Here is a 19,749-nt window from a genome sequence, read left to right as displayed (position 1 = left end):
GAGAGCGGCGCCGGGCGCCGCGACGAAAGGCGGGTTCAGCGCAGCACGCCGGGCAGGCCGGGGGCCTGGTTGAGGGTGCTGCGGCTGCTGATGTCGAAGCTGCGCTGCTTCTTTTCCTGCGGTGTGGCCGCCACCGTTCCCTTCAGGCCATAGGCCAGGGTGCGGTTGCTGGCCAGCGCGTCGGCCACCACCAGGCGCGCGGCCGAGCTGGGCACGAGTTCGACATTGATGACGTCGGCGGAGGTGCCGCCGATGGAGATGCCGGGCTTGACCTGCAGGGTGCCAGCGTCGTTGTCGCCGACGGTCAGCGCCAGCGCGACGTCATCGAAGGTCATCGGCATCGAGCTGAAGTTCTGCAGGCGCAGGGCCACGGTCCAGTTGCCGTCGGCACGCACGGTCAGCTGCTGCAGGCTGGCTGCCGGTTCCGAAACACGCTTGACGATGCCGTTGTTGCAGGCAACAAGGGCGAGGGTGCACAGGACGATCAAGGCGGTACGGAAACGGTGGAGCATGGGCGCAAGTCCTCTGGAGGGGGTGCGTTGGGGTAAGCATACTACGGCGTATGGTTTTGTGGATCGCCTGTGGCGACCCGTCGCAGAGGGTAGCGCGTGAAGATGGCGGCCGGGCGTGCGCAACGCTGGATCGGGCGCGCGGAATGCGCCCGATGCGGGGCGGTTCAGTCGGCGGGCGTATCGCGCAACGGTGCCATCAGCCGCAGCGGGCCGAGGTCGTAGCCCATGGCCTCGGCCTTGGCTTTCAACTGTTCGAACCGGGCGCGATCCATTTCCGGCAGCCGCGAGAGGATCCACAGGTACTTGCGGTCCGGTTCACCAACCAGCGCCCACTGATAGTCCGGGTCCAGCGCCAGCACCCAGTAGTCGGCCCAGACCAGGGGGACCCAGCTCAGCCAGTCGGGCACGAAGCGCACCTGCAGTTGGCCGGGGTGTCCGGCCACCAGGCGTGCCACGCCTTCGGCGACCACGCGTTCGCCCTCGCCATTGCGGCAGGCATTGGTGACGCTGATGCGGCCGTCGCGGCGCAGCCCGTAGTTGGCAGTGATCTCGCCCACGCACTGCTTCTGGAACGACACCGGCAGGTGCGCGATTTCGTGCCATTGGCCTGCGTAGCGGTCGATGTCCAGCGTTTCGACCGCGCGCACCGGTTCGGCGGCGATCACCGGGAAGGCGGCCAGCAGCAGGCAGGCGAGCAGGGCGGGGCGCAGAGGCATCGGCAGGCTCCAGGCAGGAGTCTGGAGCGTAGGTGCCGCCGCGCATGCCGGTGTAAATGTTTCGTCAACCGGGCGGCGGTGGCCGCCGCTTGCGCGAAGCGCGAACAAAAAAAGACCTGCATTTCTGCAGGTCTCTGAAGATGGTGGCCGAAGACGGAATCGAACCGCCGACACGGGGATTTTCAATCCCCTGCTCTACCAACTGAGCTACTCGGCCAAATTGTGTGGCGACCGCGGTGAATGCGGTTTCCGGAAAAAAAAGACCCGCATTTCTGCAGGCCTTCGAAAGTGGTGGCCGAAGACGGAATCGAACCGCCGACACGGGGATTTTCAATCCCCTGCTCTACCAACTGAGCTACTCGGCCACATGTTTCGTTGCAGCGAGGTCGCTGCCAAGGACGCGTATATTACGGAGGTCGGCTGCCTTCGGCAAGCGTTTTGCCAAGATTTCTTCACATTGCCGTCTGCGCGCTCGCAAGTGCTTGATCCTCCGTCGTGGGCGGGGCGTGACCAGTCGATCATCGTCTGCGGTGGAAATCAGCAGGTCGCCGCGATCGCCAAAGCTGCAAGGGCAAGGGCTGCGCTGGACCCGCGCCGGTCCGGGCAATGGAACGCTGTTTTCGTGGCCGCCATCGGGGATGGCTGCGGCGTAGTGTCGGCAGTCCTTTCCCGACGCTGGCAACAGCAGAGACCCGACCATGTCCGATTCCTCTACCACCTCCCGCATCGTGCTGGCGTCGCGTCCGCAGGGGGCGCCGAGTGCGGCCAACTTCCGCCTGGAAAAGGTTGCGTTGCCGGCATTGGCGGATGGCGAAGTGCTGCTGCGCAACCGCTACCTGTCGTTGGACCCGTACATGCGTGGACGCATGGACGAGGGCCCGTCGTACGCTGCCCCGGTGGCGGTGGGCGCGGTGATGGAAGGGCAGACCGTGGCCGAGGTGCTGCAATCCAAGGCCGAGGGCGTAACCGCAGGTGAGCTGGTGCTGGCGCCGGGTGGCTGGCAGACCCACGCGGTGCTGCCGGCCAGAGCGCTGGGGCGTCGTCTGGATCCGGCCGGACTGCCGCTGAGTACGGCGCTGGGTGTGTATGGCATGCCGGGTTTCACCGCCTATTCCAGCCTGCATGAAATCGCACGCCTGAAGCCGGGCGAGACGCTGGTGGTGGCTGCCGCGACCGGGCCGGTGGGCGCGACCGTGGCGCAGCTGGCCAAGCTGCAGGGCGCGCGCGTGGTCGCCATCGCCGGTGGCGAGACCAAGCGCGCCTATCTGCAGACGCTGGGCGTGGACGTGGCGCTGGACCATCGCGCGGCTGATTTTGCCGCCCAGCTGCGCGCGGCGGTGCCCACGGGTATCGACGTGTATTTCGAGAACGTGGGCGGGCACGTGCTGGATGCAGTGCTGCCGCTGCTCAACGACTTCGCCCGCATTCCGGTGTGCGGCACCATCGCCACCTACAACGAGCGGGGCGTCGAGCAGCCCGGCCCGGACCGCTTACCCGCACTGTTCAGCCAGATCCTGCGCCAGCGCCTGACCGTGCGTGGTTTCATCGTGCACGACTTCAACCACCTGTGGCCGGACTTCGAACGCGAGATGCCGCAGTGGCTGCGCGAAGGCCGCATCCAGTACCGCGAGGATGTGGTGGAAGGGCTGGAGAAGGCGCCGGAGGCGTTCTTCGGGCTGCTGAAGGGGCACAACTTCGGCAAGCTGGTGGTGAAGCTGGATTGAGGGCCTGGCGGTGTGCCGACCAAGGTCGGCACCTACTGGAAGCTGGGCGTGCCGACCAAGGTCGGTACCTACGTCAGGCAGTCGAGGCCTTTTCCCGGCGCAGCAGTTCGCGCTTGCGTGCCACGCCCCAGGCGTAACCGGACAGGTCGCCATCGCGGCGCACCACCCGGTGGCAGGGCACCGCCACGGCAAGCGAATTGCTTGCACAGGCGCGTGCCACCGCGCGGCTTGATCGCGGCGCGCCGATACGTGCGGCGATATCGGCATACGAGGCGGTCTGGCCGCGCGGGATCTGCTGCAGCGCCTGCCATACCCGTTGCTGGAAGGCGGTGCCTCGGATATCCAGCGGCAGGCTGGCGCCTCGCGAGGGATCCTCGACCAGGCCCACCACCTGTGCCACCAGTTGTTCATAACCCTGGTCGGCGCCGACCAGTTCGGCCTGGCGGAAGCGCTGCTGCAGCGACTGCAACAGCGTCTCCGGATCATCACCGAGCAGGATCGCAACCACACCGGTACCGCTGCTGGCCACCAGCACGCTGCCCAGTGAACTTTCGGCGATGGCGAAGTGGATGACTTCGCCGCGGCCACCTGCGCGCCATTGCTTGGGCGTCATACCCAGCAACTTCGGTGCGTTCTCGTAGAAGCGCCCGCTGGAACCGAAGCCGGCGTCGTGGAAGGCATCGGTGATGCGTTCCTGCTGCTGAAGCCCGGTGCGCAGGCGGTCGGCGCGCAGCGCAGCGGCGTACTGCTTGGGGGTCAGCCCGGTCGCCTGCTTGAACAGGCGATGCAGGCGCGTCGGGCTGCAGCCGGCGATGTCGGCCAGCTCCTGCAGCGAGGGTTCGTCGAGGCTGGCCTGAAGGTGGCGGCAGACGCGTTCGACGCGGGCATCGAGGGCGGTGGTGGCGGTACTGTCCATGGCCGGATTCTGGCACGTGCCGGTGCTGCGGAAACTCCGTTTCCTGCACCCATCTGTGAGGCCCGGAAACGGAGTGTTGGCGGGCCGAAGGCGCGGCATCGTGGCAGCGACTTCACAACCGATACCGCCACCATGCGCCTGAACAACAAGATCGCTCTCATCACCGGCGCCAGCGCTGGCATTGGCCGCGCCAGCGCGCTGCGCTTCGCTGCCGAAGGCGCAAAGCTGGTGCTCAACGCGCGGCGGCTGGAGCCGCTGCAGGCGCTGGCCGAGCAGATCCGCGCCGCCGGTGGCGAGGTGGTGGTGCATGCCGCCGACGTGGCCGCCCCGGGCACGGCGCAGGCGCTGGTCGATCTGGCCCAGCAGTCCTTCGGTGGCCTGGACATCGCGCTCAACAACGCCGGCCTGCTCGGCCCCGGTGTACCGGCAGCGGAGTTCCCGGTGGATGCCTGGCGCGAGGTGATGGCCACCAATCTGGATGCCGCCTTCCATGCCGCACGCGCGCAGTTGCCGGCATTGCTGGCACGCGGCGGTGGCTCGCTGGTGTTCGTCGGCACCTTCGTCGGCCATACCGTGGGATTCCCGGGTATGGCGGCCTATGCGTCGAGCAAGGCCGGGCTGATCGGCCTGAGCCAGGTGATCGCTGCCGAGTACGGGGCGCGCGGCGTGCGCAGCAACGTGCTGCTGCCCGGGGGCACCGATACCGAAATGGGCCGGCAGGCTGCACCGTCCGGCGATGCCCGCGACTTCGTGCGCTCGCTGCACGCACTCAAGCGCATGGCCGAGCCGGAGGAGATCGCCAACGCGGCGTTGTTCCTGGCCAGCGATGAGAGCAGTTTCGTTACCGGCAGCGCGATGCGCGTGGAGGGAGGGGTGTCGATCACCCGTACCTGAGCGCGGTCACGTGCGTGGCGCGTAGCGGATGCCGCTGCTGGCCATGAAGCCTTTCGGGTCGAACCGGGCCCAGGCCTCGCCCCAGCCGAAGCGGGCGTGGCCGCCGGCCAGTTTGCGCCCGAGTGCCGTAGCCAAGGTGCGGCGCATGAAAGCGACTTCGGCATCGATTGCTGCCTGGGTCGGCCAGCCGTCTTCCAGTGTTGCACCGGGCAGATCGACGCTCATCGTCACCATGTCGAGCCGTTGCCCGTGGAAGCACAGGCTGATGCCAGCGGGCGCACCGCCCAGGCTGAGCCGGTGCAGGCTGAGCCAGTGGTAGCCGGTGCCGACATCGCGCTCGCCATGCATCAGCGTGGCGAAGGCGATGCGCGCCTCGTCCTGCGAGAGGGTGGGGCAGATCAGTGCCGGCAGGTTGCCAAGCTGGATGCTGCCGTCGGTCGGATTGAAGTTCATCGGCACGAATGATGCGACGCGCTTGGACGTTGAGGGCATGGCGTACCGATATGCGGTTTGCATCGGATTCTGGATGTACCTCATCGATGGCTGCAAGCCGCTGGCTGCACACCGTGTTCGCGCCGGACTGACCTGCGGCTTACCCGTTGCGTTCTAGCGTGGCGTCAGCGTCGGACTCCACCGGCGAAGGAGTATTCGATGAGTGAGCGAGACAACGACCAGGGTGATCCGAAGCAGGGGGTGCAGGAAAGCCGCCAGGACAGGAAGCAGGACGACGTGGCCAGGCAGCGGCCAGGTCAGCGCGATCAACAGGTGCGTGATGCGCACTCACGGAGCCCACGGCGCAAGGACGGCGGTGAGGAGCCGGCCTGAGGCGGAACCCGGAAAAGAAAAAACCCGCAGATCGCGGAGATCTACGGGTTCTTCTGAATAGTGGTGGAGCCAAGGAGGATCGAACTCCTGACCTCGTCATTGCGAACGACGCGCTCTCCCAGCTGAGCTATGGCCCCACGGCAGGGCTTCAGTTTAGCCAAGCAGCTGCTCCTTGCCAAGCCGATCCAGGATTTCGTGCCGGAAGACGTGGCGCGTTAGTGCACAACTGTGCCGAAACCGCCTGTTTCACCGGGCGTGAGCGCCGCGCAACGAAATCGTAACAATTTGGGGGATAATGGCGGCTTGCGCAGTATTCCTCCTATTTGCCGCCCGGCTCGCGCAGGCCGCACGGACGCCTCCTCAGAGCATTCCATGCCCTCCCATTCCGATTCCCGCCGCCTGTCGGGTATGTCGTCTTCCTTCGTTTCCTTCCGCCGCCACCCGCTGGCCCTGGCCTGTGCTGGCCTGGCCCTGGTCGGCAGCTTCGGCGCCGCCGCGCAGGACAGCGCGCCGACCCCGACCGGGCTGGACACCATCACCGTGACCGCCGAGCACCGCGAGCAGAACCTGCAGGAAGTGCCGGTCTCGGTCGGCGTGGTGCAGGGCGAGCGCATGCGCGACTTCACCGCCGGCGGCGACGACACCCTGCTGGCGCTGTCCGGCCGCGTGCCGAGCCTGTATGCGGAAACCACCACCGGCCGCATCTTCCCGCGCTTCTACATCCGCGGCCTGGGCAACATCGACTTCTACCTCGGTGCCTCGCAGCCGGTGTCGATCATCCAGGACGACGTGGTGCTGGAACACGTGGTGCTGAAGTCCAACCCGGTCTATGACGTGGACCAGGTGGAAGTGCTGCGCGGCCCGCAGGGCTCGCTGTTCGGCCGCAACACCACCGCCGGCATCATCAAGTTCGACACCCTGAAGCCGACCCAGGACTACACCGGCCGCGTCAGCGCCAGCTACGCGACCTACAACAGCGTGTCGATCGACGGCGGCTTCGGTGGCCCGATCAACGACATCGCCTCGTTCCGCGTGTCGGCCCTGTACCAGCACCGCGACGACTATGTCGACAACACCTACAAGGGCCCGAGTGCCGACGGCACGGTCAGCCCGAAGAAGAACGCCATGGGCGGCTTCGATGACCGCAACGTGCGCGCGCAGCTGCTGCTGACCCCGAGCGACCAGTTCTCGATCCTTGCCTCGGCCCATGCCCGTGACTACGAAGGCACCTCGACCCTGTTCCTGCGCGGTGCGCTGACCAAGGGCTCGAACAAGACCGACGTGCCGCGCGACAAGGTCGCCTACGACGAAGCCGACAACAACCCGCAGGCCTACAAGACCTACGGCGGTTCGGTGAAGGCGCGTTACGACTTCGGTGCGATCGACTTCACCTCGATCACCGCCTACGAAACCACCTCCGGCTACAGCCGTGGCGACACCGACGGCGGCGCCGCGGTGAACTTCCCAGTGAACGGCGTGCCGAATGGCTACGGCCAGTCGATGGGCCGCATCCGTGATCTGGACCAGTGGACCCAGGAATTCCGCCTGGCCAGCCATGACGACAGCGCGCTGCAGTGGCAGGCCGGTGCGTTCTACTTCAACGGCAGCGACACCACCGACTTCTACCAGCGCGCATGGTTCCTGCAGGGCGCGGCCCGCAACCCGAACAACTGGGTGCGCCTGCGCAACAAGAACACCTCGTGGGCCGGTTTCGGCCAGCTGAGCTACGCCTTCACCGACAAGTTCACCGTCACTGCCGGCCTGCGCCAGACCAAGGACGAGAAGCACACCCGCCTGCTGAAGACGGCTGACACTGCCGCTGGCGTGGTCACCTACAAGGGCCGCACCGACGTCAAGATGTCCGACACCACCCCGAGCTGGGATCTGAGCGCGATGTATCAGATCACGCCGGACGTGAGCGTCTACGCCAAGGTCGCCCGCGGCTTCCGCGGCCCGACCATCCAGGGCCGTTCGGCCGTGTTCAATGCCGACTTCACCACCGCCGATTCCGAGACGATCCTGTCCTGGGAAGCGGGCGTGAAGAGCAGCCTGTGGGACAACCGCCTGCGCCTGAACGCCACCGCGTTCACCTACACCGTCAATGACATCCAGCTCAACGGCAACGATTCGGACGGCAACGGCGTGCTGTTCAACGCTGACAAGGCCAAGGCCTACGGTTTCGAAGCGGACATGGAACTGCGCCCGATCCCGAACCTGACCCTGAGCGCCGGCCTGAGCCTGCTGCACAGCGAGATCAAGGACAAGCGCGTCTACGCGCAGGTCTGCGGCCTCAACGGCCAGGTGGTGTGCACCGTGAATGACCCGACCATCAAGGTCGGTGCCAACACCTTCGCGCAGATCGACGGCAACCCGCTGCCGAACGCGCCGAAGTACAACGTCAACCTCGCAGCACGCTACGACTTCCCGGTCAGCGACGCCGGCACCATGTTCGTCTCCACCGACTGGAACAAGCAGGGCTACACCAGCTTCGTTCTGTACGACAGCAAGGAGTTCAACTCCAAGGGTGACTTCGAGGGCGGCCTGAAGATCGGCTACTCGGGCAACTACGGTGCCTACGAAGTGGCGCTGTTCGCGCGCAACATCACCAACGAGAAGAACCTCAAGGGTGTGATCGAGAACTACATGGCCGCGGTCTACAACGAGCCGCGCACCGTGGGTGTCTCGCTGAACATGAACTGGTAATGCGCTGTCGCGGTGGCGGGTCGTCCCGCCATCGCGCTGCTGGAATGCAAAGGGCGGCCCGGATTACCGGGCCGCCCTTTTCGTTGCTTCAGACCGCGGTGAGGTCGCTGTCCTGGCTGCGCTGGCCGAAGGTCAGGGCCCAGGTCGCGCTGTCCACCTGCTGGCGGTCCTGTTCCTGCTGCTTGCGTGCGCGACTGGCACCGAACCAGCGACCCTCGCCGTTGATCAGCGGCGCCATGCGCACCACGTCCACGTACTCCGGATCGATCTCGCTGGCACGCTGCAGCCAGGTCAGGGCGAGGAATGCATTGGCCGGCACGCCGTTGCCGACGTGGTAGATGTCGGCCAGGTAGCCGGCGGCCCACAGCTTGTCGTCGTCGTCGCCGCGCCACCACAGTGGAATCAGTGCGCGTTCGACCGCTTCGCGCTTGTGCGCATCGTTCTGGCCATCCAGTGCCAGGCAGGCCAGGTTGCGGCAGGTCGGACCCCATACGCGCTCACCGGCCTCGGCTTCAGCCAGGCAGCGCAGGTACAGCTCGCGCGCACGTGCTTCATTCTCTGCGCCGCCCGCAGCGACCAGGCGTACGCCGAGATTGTAGGTGGCGATCAGGTCGCCGCCTTCCACCGCACGCTCCTGCCAGTACGCGGCCTTCCCTGCATCAACGAACTGCGGTTGGTCACGGCCGCCGAGGCGGCCCTTGTACAGGTCGCACAATGCAGACATTGCACCTGCATCGCCCGCTTCAGCCATGCGCTGCAGCAGCGACAGGCCGGCAGCCTGCGAGACATCACAGAACAGGTTGGCCGCGAACGTGACTGCCGACGTGTTCTCCTGTGGTGCCAGTTTCAATGCGCGCTGCAGCAGGGGCGCAGCGCGTACCGGATCGGCGTTCTGGCCAAGCAGCCCATGCTCGATGGCCGTCGCGGCCCAGAGCAGGCCGATCGCTGAATCACCTTCGCGCGCGGCGTAGTCCACCACCTGGGCGAACAGCGCTTCGGCACCATCGACGCGGGCAAACCAGGTGCAGGCCTCGAGATTGCTGAGGCCTTCGTGCAGGACCATGTCGCGGTCCAGTGCCCAGGCCTGCTGCAGGTCCTCGAACACCGCCAGCATGTGCTGCGCATCCCACTGCACATCGTCTTCGACCTCTTCGATGCGGCCGAGCCGATAGCGCAGTCCAGCACGCTGGGTCAGCACCTCCGCGCGCAGGTTGCGGTCCAGGTGCCAGTCGAGAATCTGTGCGTATGCGCGCTCGTGCGCGGCTACGGTTTCGCTGTCATCGCGCTGTGGCGACTCGGCCAGCCAGTCCTGTGCCTTGCGCCAGCGCAGCGCATTGCTCTGCGCCAGATCGAGGCCGCGGCACCAGCTGCCTTCGATGAAGTCTTCCATCGCCTCGTGGCTGCCGCCCCAGCGCGGGTACAGGAAGTACAGGGTGTCTTCCAGCGTGCTCAGGTCGTCGGGGCGCTGTTCCAGCACCAGGCGCATCCAGTACGCCAGCGGCGCATCGAAGTCGTCCTGGCTGCGGCCGCGCAGCAGCGGCGGCAGGCTGTCGGGCAGTTCCTGCAGCGGTGTTCCGAAGCGCGACAGAAGCTGCAGTGCCTGCGGCCACGCCTGCGGATAGTGTTCAGCCAATGCGGCCTCGTCGGACTGCGCTGGCTGCCCGGCCTGCAGCGCGCGCAACCAGTTCGGCTCGCGCAGGTAGCTGGTGATGCGCTTGATGCCATCCAGCGCCAGTGCCGGCCGCGACGACAGCGGGATCGCCTGCAGGTAGGCGTACACGGCGTGGTCGCTGGCCAGCTGCGCGGCCAGCCATTGGCTGTCCTCCACCAGCGCGGCCACGTCGGCGCTGCGCAGTTCGCTGGCAGCGTCCTGCCAGCACGCACCCAGGCGCAGCCAGGCGTAGTAGCTGCGTGGTGCGGCGGCGACCCAGCGCTGTGCCTGCTGCAGGCGCTCATCCAGGGTCAGGGCCTTGTCCTGCACGTTGCGCAGGCGCCAGCGGATGCCGGGCAGCGCCCGCGCCCCGTCCAGCCACGCTTGTTCGTGGGGCGCCAGCAGTGCATCCAGCGCTGCATGGTCGTGTTCCTGCAGCGCGGTGCGCGCCTGCGTGCGCCAGGCCAGGTCTTCGACGGAGAGACCGTCCTTCGCAATTCCATTTGTCATCTGAAGCCATCCAACAGTTGCGGGGCCGCTATTGGACAGGCCCGCGCCCGTGTCGGCAAGCGTGGCAGATGCTCATTCCGACGCCGCGGCGGCCGAGGCAATGCCCCGGCGCCCGGTGATATCAGGCCGCGGGCAGCAGAGCCTGCAACCGAGATTCCAGCTCCTGCTGGCGCCAGCCGGCCAGTGCGGCCGGCCACTGGCGGCGTTCCAGATAACTTTCCAGATGCTTGCGCGAGGCCAGCACGCCATCCGGCAGGCCCAGTTCGCGGCTGCGCTCGGCGACGGCGTCCTGCAGCTTCTTCAGTGCCTTCTTGTTGCTGTCGTTGGCCGGCAGCGCCAGCGGTGCCTCGGCCTCATCGGCCAGCGGCGTATCCAGCGCCTGCCACACAGCGCCCGCGAGCTTTCGCGGAGCCTTCGGGAACTGTTCGAACAGCTTGCCCAGTGCGGCGGCATCGGCCGGTGGCGTGCGTGCCAGCGTGGCGGCCAGTTCGTTGTCCAGGATCCAGCTGCGCGGGCGGTCGCTGCTGCGCGCCTGCACATCGCGCCAACGCAGCAGGCGCAGCAGGCGGTGCTGTGCGGCGGCATCGAGGAACTGCGCCGAGCGCATCGCCAGGTGCGGCCAACGGTCTTCGTCGTTGGCGACGCTGGCCAGCAGGCGCTCGCCGTCGTCGTGCAGCCACTGCTGGCGGCCCAACGCCTGCAGCCTGGCATCGATGGCGTCGTGCAGCGCGAACAGGTGCTCGACGTCGTCGGCGGCGTACTGCAGCTGCGACTCCGAGAGTGGACGGCGCATCCAGTCCGAGCGGGTTTCGCCCTTGGCCAGTGCCACGCCGGTGATTTCCGCAACCAGCTTCTGGTAGCCCATGCCGCCACCGATGCCGGCCAGCGAGGCGCCGATCTGGGTGTCGAACAGCGGTCGCGGCAACACGCCGCAGGCCCACTTGAAGGCGACCAGGTCTTCGCTGGCGCTGTGCATCACCTTGATGATCGATTCATCGGTCAGCCAGGGCGCCAGGGCCTCGGTCATGCCGGGAATCAGCGGGTCGATCAGCAGGATGTCCTGCCCGACCGCCATCTGCACCAGGGCCAGCTGCGGCCAGAAGGTGCGTTCACGGATGAATTCGGTGTCCAGGCCAATGCGGGCCGGGCGCTGCTGGAAGTATGCATCCAGCTCGGCGGGGGTGGTGATCCAGGTTGCCACGGGTCAGGGCCTACTACTCGGGTTTGCTCAGGCAGGGGAGAATAGCCTAACGTCGGTCCGCATCCGTGCTGAAGGAGATCCTGCTTGCGTTTTCCGCTGTCGTCCGCGCTGTGCACCGCCCTGGCCGTGGCCCTGGCCGGCTGCACGCCGTCGCCCTCGGCGACGCCGGAGCCGGGATCGGCTGCTGGCGAAGACGCACGGCCGCAGCAGGGTTCGCAGGCGGACGCGACGCCGGAGGCAGGGCAGGGCAGCGTCACCATCGCCGGTGAGGATGCCGCCGAGGATGTGCAGCGGTGGACGCCACCGCGGGTCGATCGGCAGGGGCGCAGCCTGGCCCAGCTGCGTCGCGCGGCCGAGAAGGCGTTCAGCGAAGGGCACCTGTACGAAGACGCCGACGCGGCGGTTCCGCTGTGGCTGGCGGTGCAGGAGGAAGACCCGGATGACCGCCAGGCCCGCAACGGCCTGCAGCGTGCACGCCAGCGCCTGCAGCAGCAGGCCGATGCCCTGCTGGTCCGGCCGCTGCAGCAGCGCGAGGCGCTGGCCGAGGCCAGCCGCCAGGCACTGGTGCTGCTGACCCTGGCGCCGAAGGATGAGAAGGTGCGCGCGCTGCAGGGCCGGGTGGAGCTCGCCCAGCGCGTGGTGGCCTACAACCGTGCCGGTGAGGAAGACCTGCGTTCGGGGCGGATCGGTGAGGACGGTGACGGTGCGATCGGCAACTTCCGTGAAGCGCTGGCCCTGGATGAACACAACAGCCGGGCACGGCAGGGCCTGGCGGCGGCTGAGAGTGGCCTGATCCGCCGTGCCGAGGATGCGGCGCGGGTGCGCGACTTCGCCAGCGCGGGCACCTGGCTGGCCGAAGCCAGCAAGGTCCGCGACTCGTCACCGACCATTGCCGATGCCTTCGAGCGCATCGAACAGATCCGCGCGGCGGCACTGCTGCAGCTGCGCGACGATGGCCTGCGCGAGCTGGCGACGCCGCAGGGCCTGAAGCCGGCGCGTGAAAAGCTGGCCGAGGCCCTGCGCATCGCCTTGCCCGGGGACGCGGTGGTGGCCCAGTTGCGCGAACGCATCGACCTGGCCACGCATTACGGCAGCTTCCGTCCCGGGCAGGTGTTCAGCGACGCGATGCGCGATGGTGGGCGCGGTCCGCAGATGGTGGTGGTGCCGCATGGCGGCTTCCAGATGGGCGCGGGTGATGCCGAGCCCGGTGCCACCGACGCCGAGCGGCCCTCGCATTACGTGCGCTTCGACCGCGGGTTTGCGATGGCGATCACCGAGGTCACCGTCGGCGATTTCGAGCGCTATGTGAAGTCGACCAATGCGCGGCCGCGGGCAACCCGGCGCGGCCACTCGGTGGTGTATGACGAGCGCAGCGGCAATTTCATCCGCCGCAGCGGTGTGGACTGGCGTTCCGACTACGATGGCGCGCGCGCACTGGGCAATTCGCCGGTGATGCATGTGAGCGTGCGTGATGCCGAAAACTACGCGGCGTGGCTGTCCGAGCAGACAGGACGCAGCTACCGGCTGCCCAGCGAGGCCGAATTCGAATATGCGCTGCGCGCTGGCAGCAGCGGCCGCTATCCATGGGGCGACGCCGGCACGCCGCCGCCCGGCACCGGCAACTTTACCGGCAGCAAGGATGTTTCGCCTTCGGGACGGCACTGGCACAACGCCTTCATCGGCTATGGCGATGGCTGGTGGGGACCGGCACCGGTGGCCAGTTTCCAGGCAAATGCCTTCGGCCTGCACGACATGGCCGGCAATCTCAGTGAATGGGTGGCCGACTGCTGGCATGCCAGCTACCGGCGTGCGCCCTCCGATGGTGTCGCCTGGTTCAACCCGGGCTGCCGGTCACGGGTGATCCGGGGTGGCAACTGGGCCAACGCGCCCGAGCAGACCCGTGCGGCCTGGCGGCAATCGCAGGATTCGGATACCACCAACGCGCGCATCGGCTTCCGCCTGGTGCGCGGCATCTGAGCGGCCCCGGCTTCACCCGCTGCGGGCATCGGCGCACTAAGATTGCGCCGTGCCCGCCAGCCGGCGGGACCTGCCGGAAGACCGCCTGATGCGCAACGATCCCTTCTCCCGCTCGCCGCAAGGCCCGCAACGGCGCGGCCTGTTCGGCAACATCCGTTGGTGGGTGCTGCTGCTGGCGGCCGGCTATGCGGTGTTCTACTGGTTTTCCAACCGCACGGTCGATCCGTATACCGGCGAGAAGGTGATGATCGACAGCAGCCTGGATGCGCGCCAGGAAACCGCGCTGGGGCTGCAGGCCTACCAGCAGATCCTGTCGCAGGAACGGCCGATGGATCCGAATGCACCGATCGCGCGCGATGTACGCGACATCGCCCAGCGGCTGATTGCCAAGGTCGACGTGGTGGAGACCGCGCTGGCGCAGGAGCACGGCGTGCAGCCGGCGCATTTCGCACGGGATTTCCAGTGGGAAGTGAACGTGATCCCGTCCGAACAGGCCAATGCGTTCTGCCTGCCGGGGGGCAAGATGGCCGTCTACACCGGCCTGGTGCCGGTGGCGCGTACGCGTGATGCGATGGCGGTGGTGATGGGCCACGAGATCGCCCATGCACTGCTGCGCCATGGTGCACAGCGGATGGCGCAGCAGAAGCTGACCCAGATCGGGCAGATGGCCGGCGCCGCCAGCGGCATGGACGCGCAGCAGCAACAGATGATGATGTCGGCGATGGGTTACGGCTACCTGCTGCCCTACGCGCGCAGCCACGAGACGCAGGCGGATGAAGTGGGACTGATGCTGGCCGCAGCGGCGTGCTTCGATCCCCGCGAGGCGGTGCCGCTGTGGCAGCGCATGGGCCAGGCCAGTGGGGGGCAGTCGCCGCCGGAGTTCGCCTCCACCCACCCGAATCCGGGTACCCGCATCCAGAACCTGCAGGCGCTGATGCCGAAGGCGCTCGAGTACCGGCAGAAATTCTGCGAGCAGGCAAAGTAGGGGGGGGGGCGGCAGGGCTGCGCCCTGCACCTGCCGAAGCCAGAGCAACAGCAACAGCAACAGCGTGCATTCCGCGGGATGGCGGGGTGGGTCCGGTTGCGGGGGGCGCTGCAAGTACGTCCATGTAAGCTCGGTCGCCGCATCCATGCGGCTCACGCCCCCGCAACCGGACCCACCCCGCCTTCGACAGATTTCTGCGATCTGTCGGAATGGAGCGGGGTCAGATCCGTTTTCCGTAGGAAAACGGATCTGACCCCGAATTGATTCGATATCTGACAGAGATTCATCCACGCATGGCGTAGATCTACCGTGTCGACCAAGGTCGACACCTACCAACAGCCTCCGGAATCTGTCAGAGGTGGGGCGGTGTCGGAGTGCGGGGTGTCAGCCGCATGGGCCCGAGGCATGCCTCGGGCGGGTTGGGCAGGACGCCCAACCCCGGTCTTGCCGTGTGCGCAGGACTGCGCACACGAGCAAGCGGCTGCCAAGCCCCCAGGGACGGGTTAACGGCGTCCCCGCACTCCGACACCGCCCCGCCATCCCACGGAATGCATGCTTTTGACGTTGACTTTGCCTTGGCTTGAAGCCTCTGCAGGTGCAGGGCGCCGCCCTGCCGACCCCCCCTTTTACTTGACCTGCACGTCGATCACGCCGTCGCCGACGCGGGCCTGCAGGGCGTCACCGGGCTGTACCTGGTCGACCTTCCGCACCAGGGTACCGTCATCGCTGCGGGTCAGGATGCTGTAGCCACGGGCCACGGTCGCCAGCGGGCTGACTGCTTCAAGTGAACGCGCCAGCCCGCGCAGGCGCAGTCCATCGCGCTCCAGCAGACGCTGTATCGCTGCCTGCGGCCGCCCGCGCAGGGCAGCCAGACGACGCTGCATCGCATCGAGCTGGCGCTGCGGATGGTGCCCGCGCAGCACCGCCGCGGCATGGCGCAGGCGCGCGGCACGGCGTTCCTGCTGCTGGTTGAAGGCGGCATGCAGGCGCCGGCCCAGATCCAGCTGGCGTCGGCGCAGCAGGTCCAGCCGTGCCTGCGGGCTCTGGGCGTTCAGGCGCAGCAGGGCGCGGTCGGCGCGCTGCATGGCCTGCTGCATCGCATGTCGTTGCAGCTGCACCATGCGCGCGGCCGTGCGGCGCAGGCGCAGCGCCAGTTCGCGCTGGTCGGGTACCAGCAGTTCAGCGGCCACCGAAGGCGTCGGCGCGCGCAGGTCGGCGGCGAAATCGCTGAGGCTGAAGTCGGTTTCATGGCCGACCGCCGAAACCACCGGGGTGCGGCTGGCGGCGATCGCACGGGCCAGGGCTTCGTCGTTGAAGGCCCACAGGTCCTCCAGCGAACCGCCACCGCGGGTCAGCAGGATCACGTCGTAGCGGCCACTGGCATCGGCCGCCTGCAGCAGGCGGGTGATCTGCGCGGCGGCGCTGCTGCCCTGTACCAGGGTCGGCAGCAGGTCCACTTCCAGCAGCGGGAAGCGGCGGCCGAGCACGCTCAGCACGTCGCGCACGGCGGCGCCGGTTGGCGAGGTGATCACTGCCAGGCGCTGTACGTGCGCCGGCAGTGGCCGTTTGCGCGCCGGGTCGAACAGGCCCTCGGCCTCCAGCCGTGCCTTCAATTCCTCGAAGGCGCGGCGCAGTGCGCCTTCGCCGGCTTCCTCCATGTGGTCCAGCACCATCTGGTACTCACCACGGGCGTCGTACAGGGTCACCTTGCCGCGCACCAGTACGCGCATGCCTTCGCGCGGCACGAATTTCAGGTACTGCGCCTTCATCCGGAACATGGCCGCACGCAGCTGCGCGCGCGCGTCCTTCAGGGTGAAGTAGAGGTGCCCGGAGGCAGGGCGCGCCACGCTGCCCAGCTCGGCCTCGACCCAGATCGCCGGGAAGCTGCCTTCCAGCAGGTCGCGGGCCAGGGTATTGAGCTGGCTGGGGGTCAGGATGTCGTTGTTGCGTGGTTGCATGGAACAGCGTGCGGCGGGCGGAACGGGAGCTCAGGATCGCACGTCAGCGCGCCGTGTGCTGGCCCAGCGCCCATTGCACGTGTTCACGCACCAGCGGCGAGGGATCGTCGACGCGGCTGTGCAGGGCGGCCAGTGCTTCGGCCGAGGACGGTGCATTGCCCAGCGCCACGGCGATGTTGCGCAGCCAGCGCTCATGCCCGCTGCGGCGGATCGGGCTGCCCTCGGTGCGGCGCAGGAATTCGGCCTCGTTCCAGGCGAACAGCTGGTCCAGGCGCGCCGTATCCAGATTGTTGCGGGCGCGGAAATCGGCTTCGTCGGTGCGCTTGGCGAATTTGTTCCAGGGGCAGACCAGCTGGCAGTCGTCGCAGCCGTAGATGCGGTTGCCCATCAGTGGCCGCATGTCTTCGGGAATGGCGCCGTCGTGCTCGATGGTCAGGTAGGAAATGCAGCGCCGCGCATCCAGCCGCTGCGGGCCGATGATGGCCTGGGTCGGGCAGACATCGATGCAGCGCGTGCAGGTGCCGCAGTGCGCCGTGGCTGGCGTATCGATCGGCAGCGGGATATCGATGTAGATCTCGCCGATGAAGAACCAGGAACCACCATGGCGGTCGATCAGGCAGGTGTGCTTGCCGATCCATCCGAGGCCGGCATTGCGTGCCAGTGCACGTTCCAGCACGGGGGCGGAATCGACGAACACGCGATAGCCCAGCGGTGCCACTTCATCATTGATCTGCGTGGCCAGCTTCTGCAGGCGGTTGCGCATCAGCTTGTGATAGTCGCGGCCCAACGCGTAGCGGGCCACGTAAGCGCGGCCCGGATCGGCCAGGGTCGCCCAGGCTTCGGTATCGTCCTTGTGACTGTAGTCCATGCCCACTGAAATCACGCGCACGGTGCCGGGCAGCAGCTCGGCCGGGCGCGCGCGCAGCGTGCCGTGGCGCGCCATCCAGTCCATCGTGCCGTACAGGCCCTGGCCCAGCCAGTCGGCCAGGTGCGCTTCATCCTCGCCCAGTTCGATACCGGCGATGCCGCAGCGCTGGAAGCCATGCGCACGCGCCAGTTCGCGGATGCGCTGCACGGCCTGGGCCGGATCGACAGGGGTGAGGGCGGGGGACATGTGCACCAGTATAAAATCCCTGCATGGCCAACCTTGCCGATCTGTTCGATTCCGCTGCCGCGCGTGCGCTTGATGCGCAGGCTTCGGCGCTGGCCGCCGACGGCGGCTGGGGCCTGATGGCGCAGGCCGGCCAGGCCGCCTGGCAGTGCCTGTTGCAGCATTGGCCGCAGGCGCGGCGGATCGGCGTGGTGGTCGGCGCTGGCAACAATGGGGGCGACGGCCATGTGCTGGCCCGTCATGCGCTGCAGGCCGGGTGCGAGGTGACGGTGATCGCCCTGCCGGGCAGGCCGCCTTCGACCGCGCTGGCACAGCGTGCGGCGCTGGAGTTCAGGTCCGCAGGCGGCGCCATCGCCGAGTTCGACGGCGCGCTGCCCGGGGCTGACATCTGGGTCGATGCCCTGTTCGGGCTGGGCTTCGATCGCGCGCCGGAGGGTACGGCGCAGGCGCTGATTGCCGCGCTCAACGCGCAGACAGCGCCGGTGCTGGCGCTGGATGTTCCCAGTGGTGTCGATGCCGACCGTGGGGCGGTGCCGGGCGAGGCGGTGCGTGCCACGCTGACCCTGCAGTTCATCGTGGCGCATCGCGGGCTGTATTCCGGCGATGCGCTGGATCATTGCGGGCGGAAGGTCCTGGCGCCCCTGCAGTTGCCCGCGACGGCCTGGCAAGGCGTGGTACCCGCTGCGGAGCACTGGACGCAGGTGCGGTTGCGGGCCCTGTTGCCACCACGCCGCGCCAATACCCACAAGGGCGAATCCGGGCACGTGCTGTGCGTCGGCGGCAACCACGGCAGCGGCGGTGCCATCGCGATGGCGGCCGAAGCCGCCTTGCGCGCAGGTGCGGGGCTGTTGAGCCTGGGCACCCGCCGCGACCACGTCGGTCCACTGCTGGCCCGGTTGCCCGAGGCCATGACCCATGCACTGGAAGACGGCGATGTGCTGCCGGCGCTGCTGGACAAGGCGAAGGTGGTGGCGATCGGACCCGGGCTGGGCCAGGACGAATGGGCACGCGCCTTGTTTGCGCGGGTGCTGGCCAGCGCCAAACCATTGGTGGTCGATGCCGATGCCCTGAACCTGCTGGCGCAGGATCCGCGAGCCTTGCCCGATGCCATTCTCACCCCGCACCCGGGCGAGGCCGCACGCCTGCTCGGCTGCAGCACGGCTGAAATCCAGGCCGATCGCTATGCCTGCGCGCAGAGGCTGGCCGAACGTTTCCACGCCGTAGTGGTACTGAAGGGCGCCGGCAGCATCGTGGCGGCGCCTGGGCAAACGCCGCGGTTGATCGCCGCCGGCAATCCCGGGATGGCCGTGGGTGGCATGGGCGACCTGCTCACCGGCATCATCGCCAGCCTGCGCGCGCAGGGCCTGATGGCCTTCGATGCCGCGGCCGCGGGTGCGTTGCTGCACGCGCTGGCCGGCGACGTGGCTGCCGCCGATGGCGCGCGCGGCCTGCTTCCTACTGATCTGCTGGTGCCGCTGCGGCGACTGGCCAACCCGGACCTCTCCCCATGACCGAATTCTTCCTTGCCGACAGCGACGCCACCGAACTGCTCGGGCAATGGCTGGCGGCCACCCGGCCGCCGCAGGCGCTGATCGAACTGCGCGGCGACCTGGGTGCCGGCAAGTCCACCACGGCCCGTGCGCTGCTGCGTGCGCTGGGCGTGCAGGGCGCGATCCGCAGCCCCACCTACACCCTGGTCGAGCGCTATCCGCTGGCCAGTGGCGGTGAGGCGTGGCACCTGGACCTGTACCGCATCGGCCAGGCCGGCGAGCTGGATTTCCTCGGTCTGGACGAGGGCAGTGCGGTGCTGTGGCTGGTGGAATGGCCGGAACGGGGCGCCGGCGCGCTGCCGCCCACCGACCTGGTGGTGGCGCTGGAGATCGAGGGGCAGGGGCGTCGCGTCCGTCTCACTGGGGCCAGCGACGCAGGACATGAATGGCTGGAACGGCTGCCCCAAGGGGGCGACTTGCAGGCCATTTCTGTCGGCTGACGAGAACAAACACCGGCAGGTTACGGATTATTAAGGAAAAAGGTGTTGCATTCCGTTCAGCGCGGTGATTGAATCC

General features: G+C 67.8%; 16 protein-coding genes and 3 tRNA genes. 8 read left to right on the top strand and 11 right to left on the bottom strand.

What is annotated here, in order from left to right; all coding sequences use genetic code 11:
- Positions 1 to 35 precede the first annotated feature (35 nt).
- The 4 genes from DFO63_RS05145 to DFO63_RS05130 all read right to left on the bottom strand — a co-directional run bounded on the left by DFO63_RS05145 (position 36) and on the right by DFO63_RS05130 (position 1,593).
- The gene (locus tag DFO63_RS05145; RefSeq protein ID WP_119006553.1) at positions 36 to 512 is read right to left on the bottom strand and encodes an LEA type 2 family protein; all 477 of its coding nucleotides are present in this window, start codon (positions 510 to 512) and stop codon (positions 36 to 38) included.
- A 164-nt stretch (positions 513 to 676) separates the two neighbouring features.
- Positions 677 to 1,228 carry a lipocalin family protein gene (locus tag DFO63_RS05140; RefSeq protein ID WP_101765834.1) on the bottom strand — a complete coding sequence of 184 codons (552 nt, stop codon included), beginning with the start codon at positions 1,226 to 1,228 and terminating at the stop codon, positions 677 to 679.
- A gap of 141 nt (positions 1,229 to 1,369) precedes the next feature.
- A tRNA-Phe gene (locus tag DFO63_RS05135) sits at positions 1,370 to 1,445 on the bottom strand.
- A gap of 72 nt (positions 1,446 to 1,517) precedes the next feature.
- Positions 1,518 to 1,593 (bottom strand) — tRNA-Phe (locus tag DFO63_RS05130).
- A gap of 333 nt (positions 1,594 to 1,926) precedes the next feature.
- On the opposite strand from DFO63_RS05130, the gene DFO63_RS05125 reads away from it, so the two are divergent.
- Positions 1,927 to 2,952: an NADP-dependent oxidoreductase gene (locus DFO63_RS05125; protein WP_119006552.1), complete on the top strand. Its 1,026-nt coding sequence runs from the start codon at positions 1,927 to 1,929 to the stop codon at positions 2,950 to 2,952.
- A 73-nt stretch (positions 2,953 to 3,025) separates the two neighbouring features.
- Here the strand turns inward: DFO63_RS05125 and DFO63_RS05120 are convergent, their stop codons facing one another.
- Positions 3,026 to 3,868 (bottom strand): methylated-DNA--[protein]-cysteine S-methyltransferase, encoded by an 843-nt coding sequence (locus DFO63_RS05120; RefSeq protein ID WP_119006551.1) that lies wholly within the window; start codon positions 3,866 to 3,868, stop codon positions 3,026 to 3,028.
- A 132-nt stretch (positions 3,869 to 4,000) separates the two neighbouring features.
- On the opposite strand from DFO63_RS05120, the gene DFO63_RS05115 reads away from it, so the two are divergent.
- Positions 4,001 to 4,762, top strand: a complete 762-nt coding sequence (locus DFO63_RS05115) for an SDR family oxidoreductase (protein ID WP_119006550.1) — start codon at positions 4,001 to 4,003, stop codon at positions 4,760 to 4,762.
- A 6-nt stretch (positions 4,763 to 4,768) separates the two neighbouring features.
- On the opposite strand, the gene DFO63_RS05110 is transcribed toward DFO63_RS05115, so the two are convergent.
- Positions 4,769 to 5,254: a hypothetical protein gene (locus DFO63_RS05110; RefSeq protein WP_119006988.1), complete on the bottom strand. Its 486-nt coding sequence runs from the start codon at positions 5,252 to 5,254 to the stop codon at positions 4,769 to 4,771.
- Positions 5,255 to 5,413: 159 nt separating this feature from the next.
- Between DFO63_RS05110 and DFO63_RS22095 the strand changes: the two genes are divergently transcribed.
- Positions 5,414 to 5,587, top strand: coding sequence for a hypothetical protein (locus DFO63_RS22095; RefSeq protein ID WP_014037899.1), 174 nt, complete (start codon positions 5,414 to 5,416; stop codon positions 5,585 to 5,587).
- A 61-nt stretch (positions 5,588 to 5,648) separates the two neighbouring features.
- Here DFO63_RS22095 and DFO63_RS05105 read toward each other — a convergent pair.
- Positions 5,649 to 5,724 (bottom strand) — tRNA-Ala (locus DFO63_RS05105).
- A 235-nt stretch (positions 5,725 to 5,959) separates the two neighbouring features.
- Here DFO63_RS05105 and DFO63_RS05100 point away from each other — a divergent pair.
- Positions 5,960 to 8,290: a TonB-dependent receptor gene (locus DFO63_RS05100; RefSeq protein ID WP_119006549.1), complete on the top strand. Its 2,331-nt coding sequence runs from the start codon at positions 5,960 to 5,962 to the stop codon at positions 8,288 to 8,290.
- 88 nt (positions 8,291 to 8,378) lie between these two features.
- Here the strand turns inward: DFO63_RS05100 and DFO63_RS05095 are convergent, their stop codons facing one another.
- Both DFO63_RS05095 and rnd read right to left on the bottom strand, forming a co-directional pair.
- On the bottom strand, positions 8,379 to 10,451 hold the full coding sequence (locus tag DFO63_RS05095; RefSeq protein ID WP_119006548.1) for a DUF4034 domain-containing protein: 2,073 nt from the start codon (positions 10,449 to 10,451) through the stop codon (positions 8,379 to 8,381).
- A 121-nt stretch (positions 10,452 to 10,572) separates the two neighbouring features.
- Positions 10,573 to 11,652, bottom strand: coding sequence for a ribonuclease D (gene rnd, locus DFO63_RS05090; RefSeq protein ID WP_119006547.1), 1,080 nt, complete (start codon positions 11,650 to 11,652; stop codon positions 10,573 to 10,575).
- Positions 11,653 to 11,736: 84 nt separating this feature from the next.
- On the opposite strand from rnd, the gene DFO63_RS05085 reads away from it, so the two are divergent.
- Positions 11,737 to 13,629, top strand: coding sequence for a formylglycine-generating enzyme family protein (locus DFO63_RS05085; RefSeq protein ID WP_119006546.1), 1,893 nt, complete (start codon positions 11,737 to 11,739; stop codon positions 13,627 to 13,629).
- A gap of 88 nt (positions 13,630 to 13,717) precedes the next feature.
- On the top strand, positions 13,718 to 14,614 hold the full coding sequence (locus DFO63_RS05080) for a M48 family metallopeptidase (protein WP_088026614.1): 897 nt from the start codon (positions 13,718 to 13,720) through the stop codon (positions 14,612 to 14,614).
- A gap of 626 nt (positions 14,615 to 15,240) precedes the next feature.
- Here DFO63_RS05080 and xseA read toward each other — a convergent pair.
- Positions 15,241 to 16,572: an exodeoxyribonuclease VII large subunit gene (gene xseA, locus DFO63_RS05065; protein ID WP_119006545.1), complete on the bottom strand. Its 1,332-nt coding sequence runs from the start codon at positions 16,570 to 16,572 to the stop codon at positions 15,241 to 15,243.
- Between the two features lie 43 nt (positions 16,573 to 16,615).
- Positions 16,616 to 17,686 (bottom strand): tRNA epoxyqueuosine(34) reductase QueG, encoded by a 1,071-nt coding sequence (gene queG, locus DFO63_RS05060; RefSeq protein ID WP_119006544.1) that lies wholly within the window; start codon positions 17,684 to 17,686, stop codon positions 16,616 to 16,618.
- Positions 17,687 to 17,709: 23 nt separating this feature from the next.
- Between queG and DFO63_RS05055 the strand changes: the two genes are divergently transcribed.
- Complete coding sequence (locus tag DFO63_RS05055; protein ID WP_119006543.1) at positions 17,710 to 19,194, top strand: NAD(P)H-hydrate dehydratase; 1,485 nt, start codon at positions 17,710 to 17,712, stop codon at positions 19,192 to 19,194.
- Complete coding sequence (gene tsaE / locus DFO63_RS05050; protein ID WP_101765823.1) at positions 19,191 to 19,673, top strand: tRNA (adenosine(37)-N6)-threonylcarbamoyltransferase complex ATPase subunit type 1 TsaE; 483 nt, start codon at positions 19,191 to 19,193, stop codon at positions 19,671 to 19,673. The genes DFO63_RS05055 and tsaE overlap by 4 nt, the downstream gene beginning before the upstream one ends.
- Positions 19,674 to 19,749 lie beyond the last annotated feature (76 nt).

This window comes from Stenotrophomonas sp. AG209 (assembly GCF_003550055.1).
Classification (GTDB): Bacteria; Pseudomonadota; Gammaproteobacteria; order Xanthomonadales; family Xanthomonadaceae; genus Stenotrophomonas.
The sequence above is the reverse complement of the archived record's forward strand: the minus strand, read 5'-3'. Positions and strand labels throughout refer to the sequence as shown.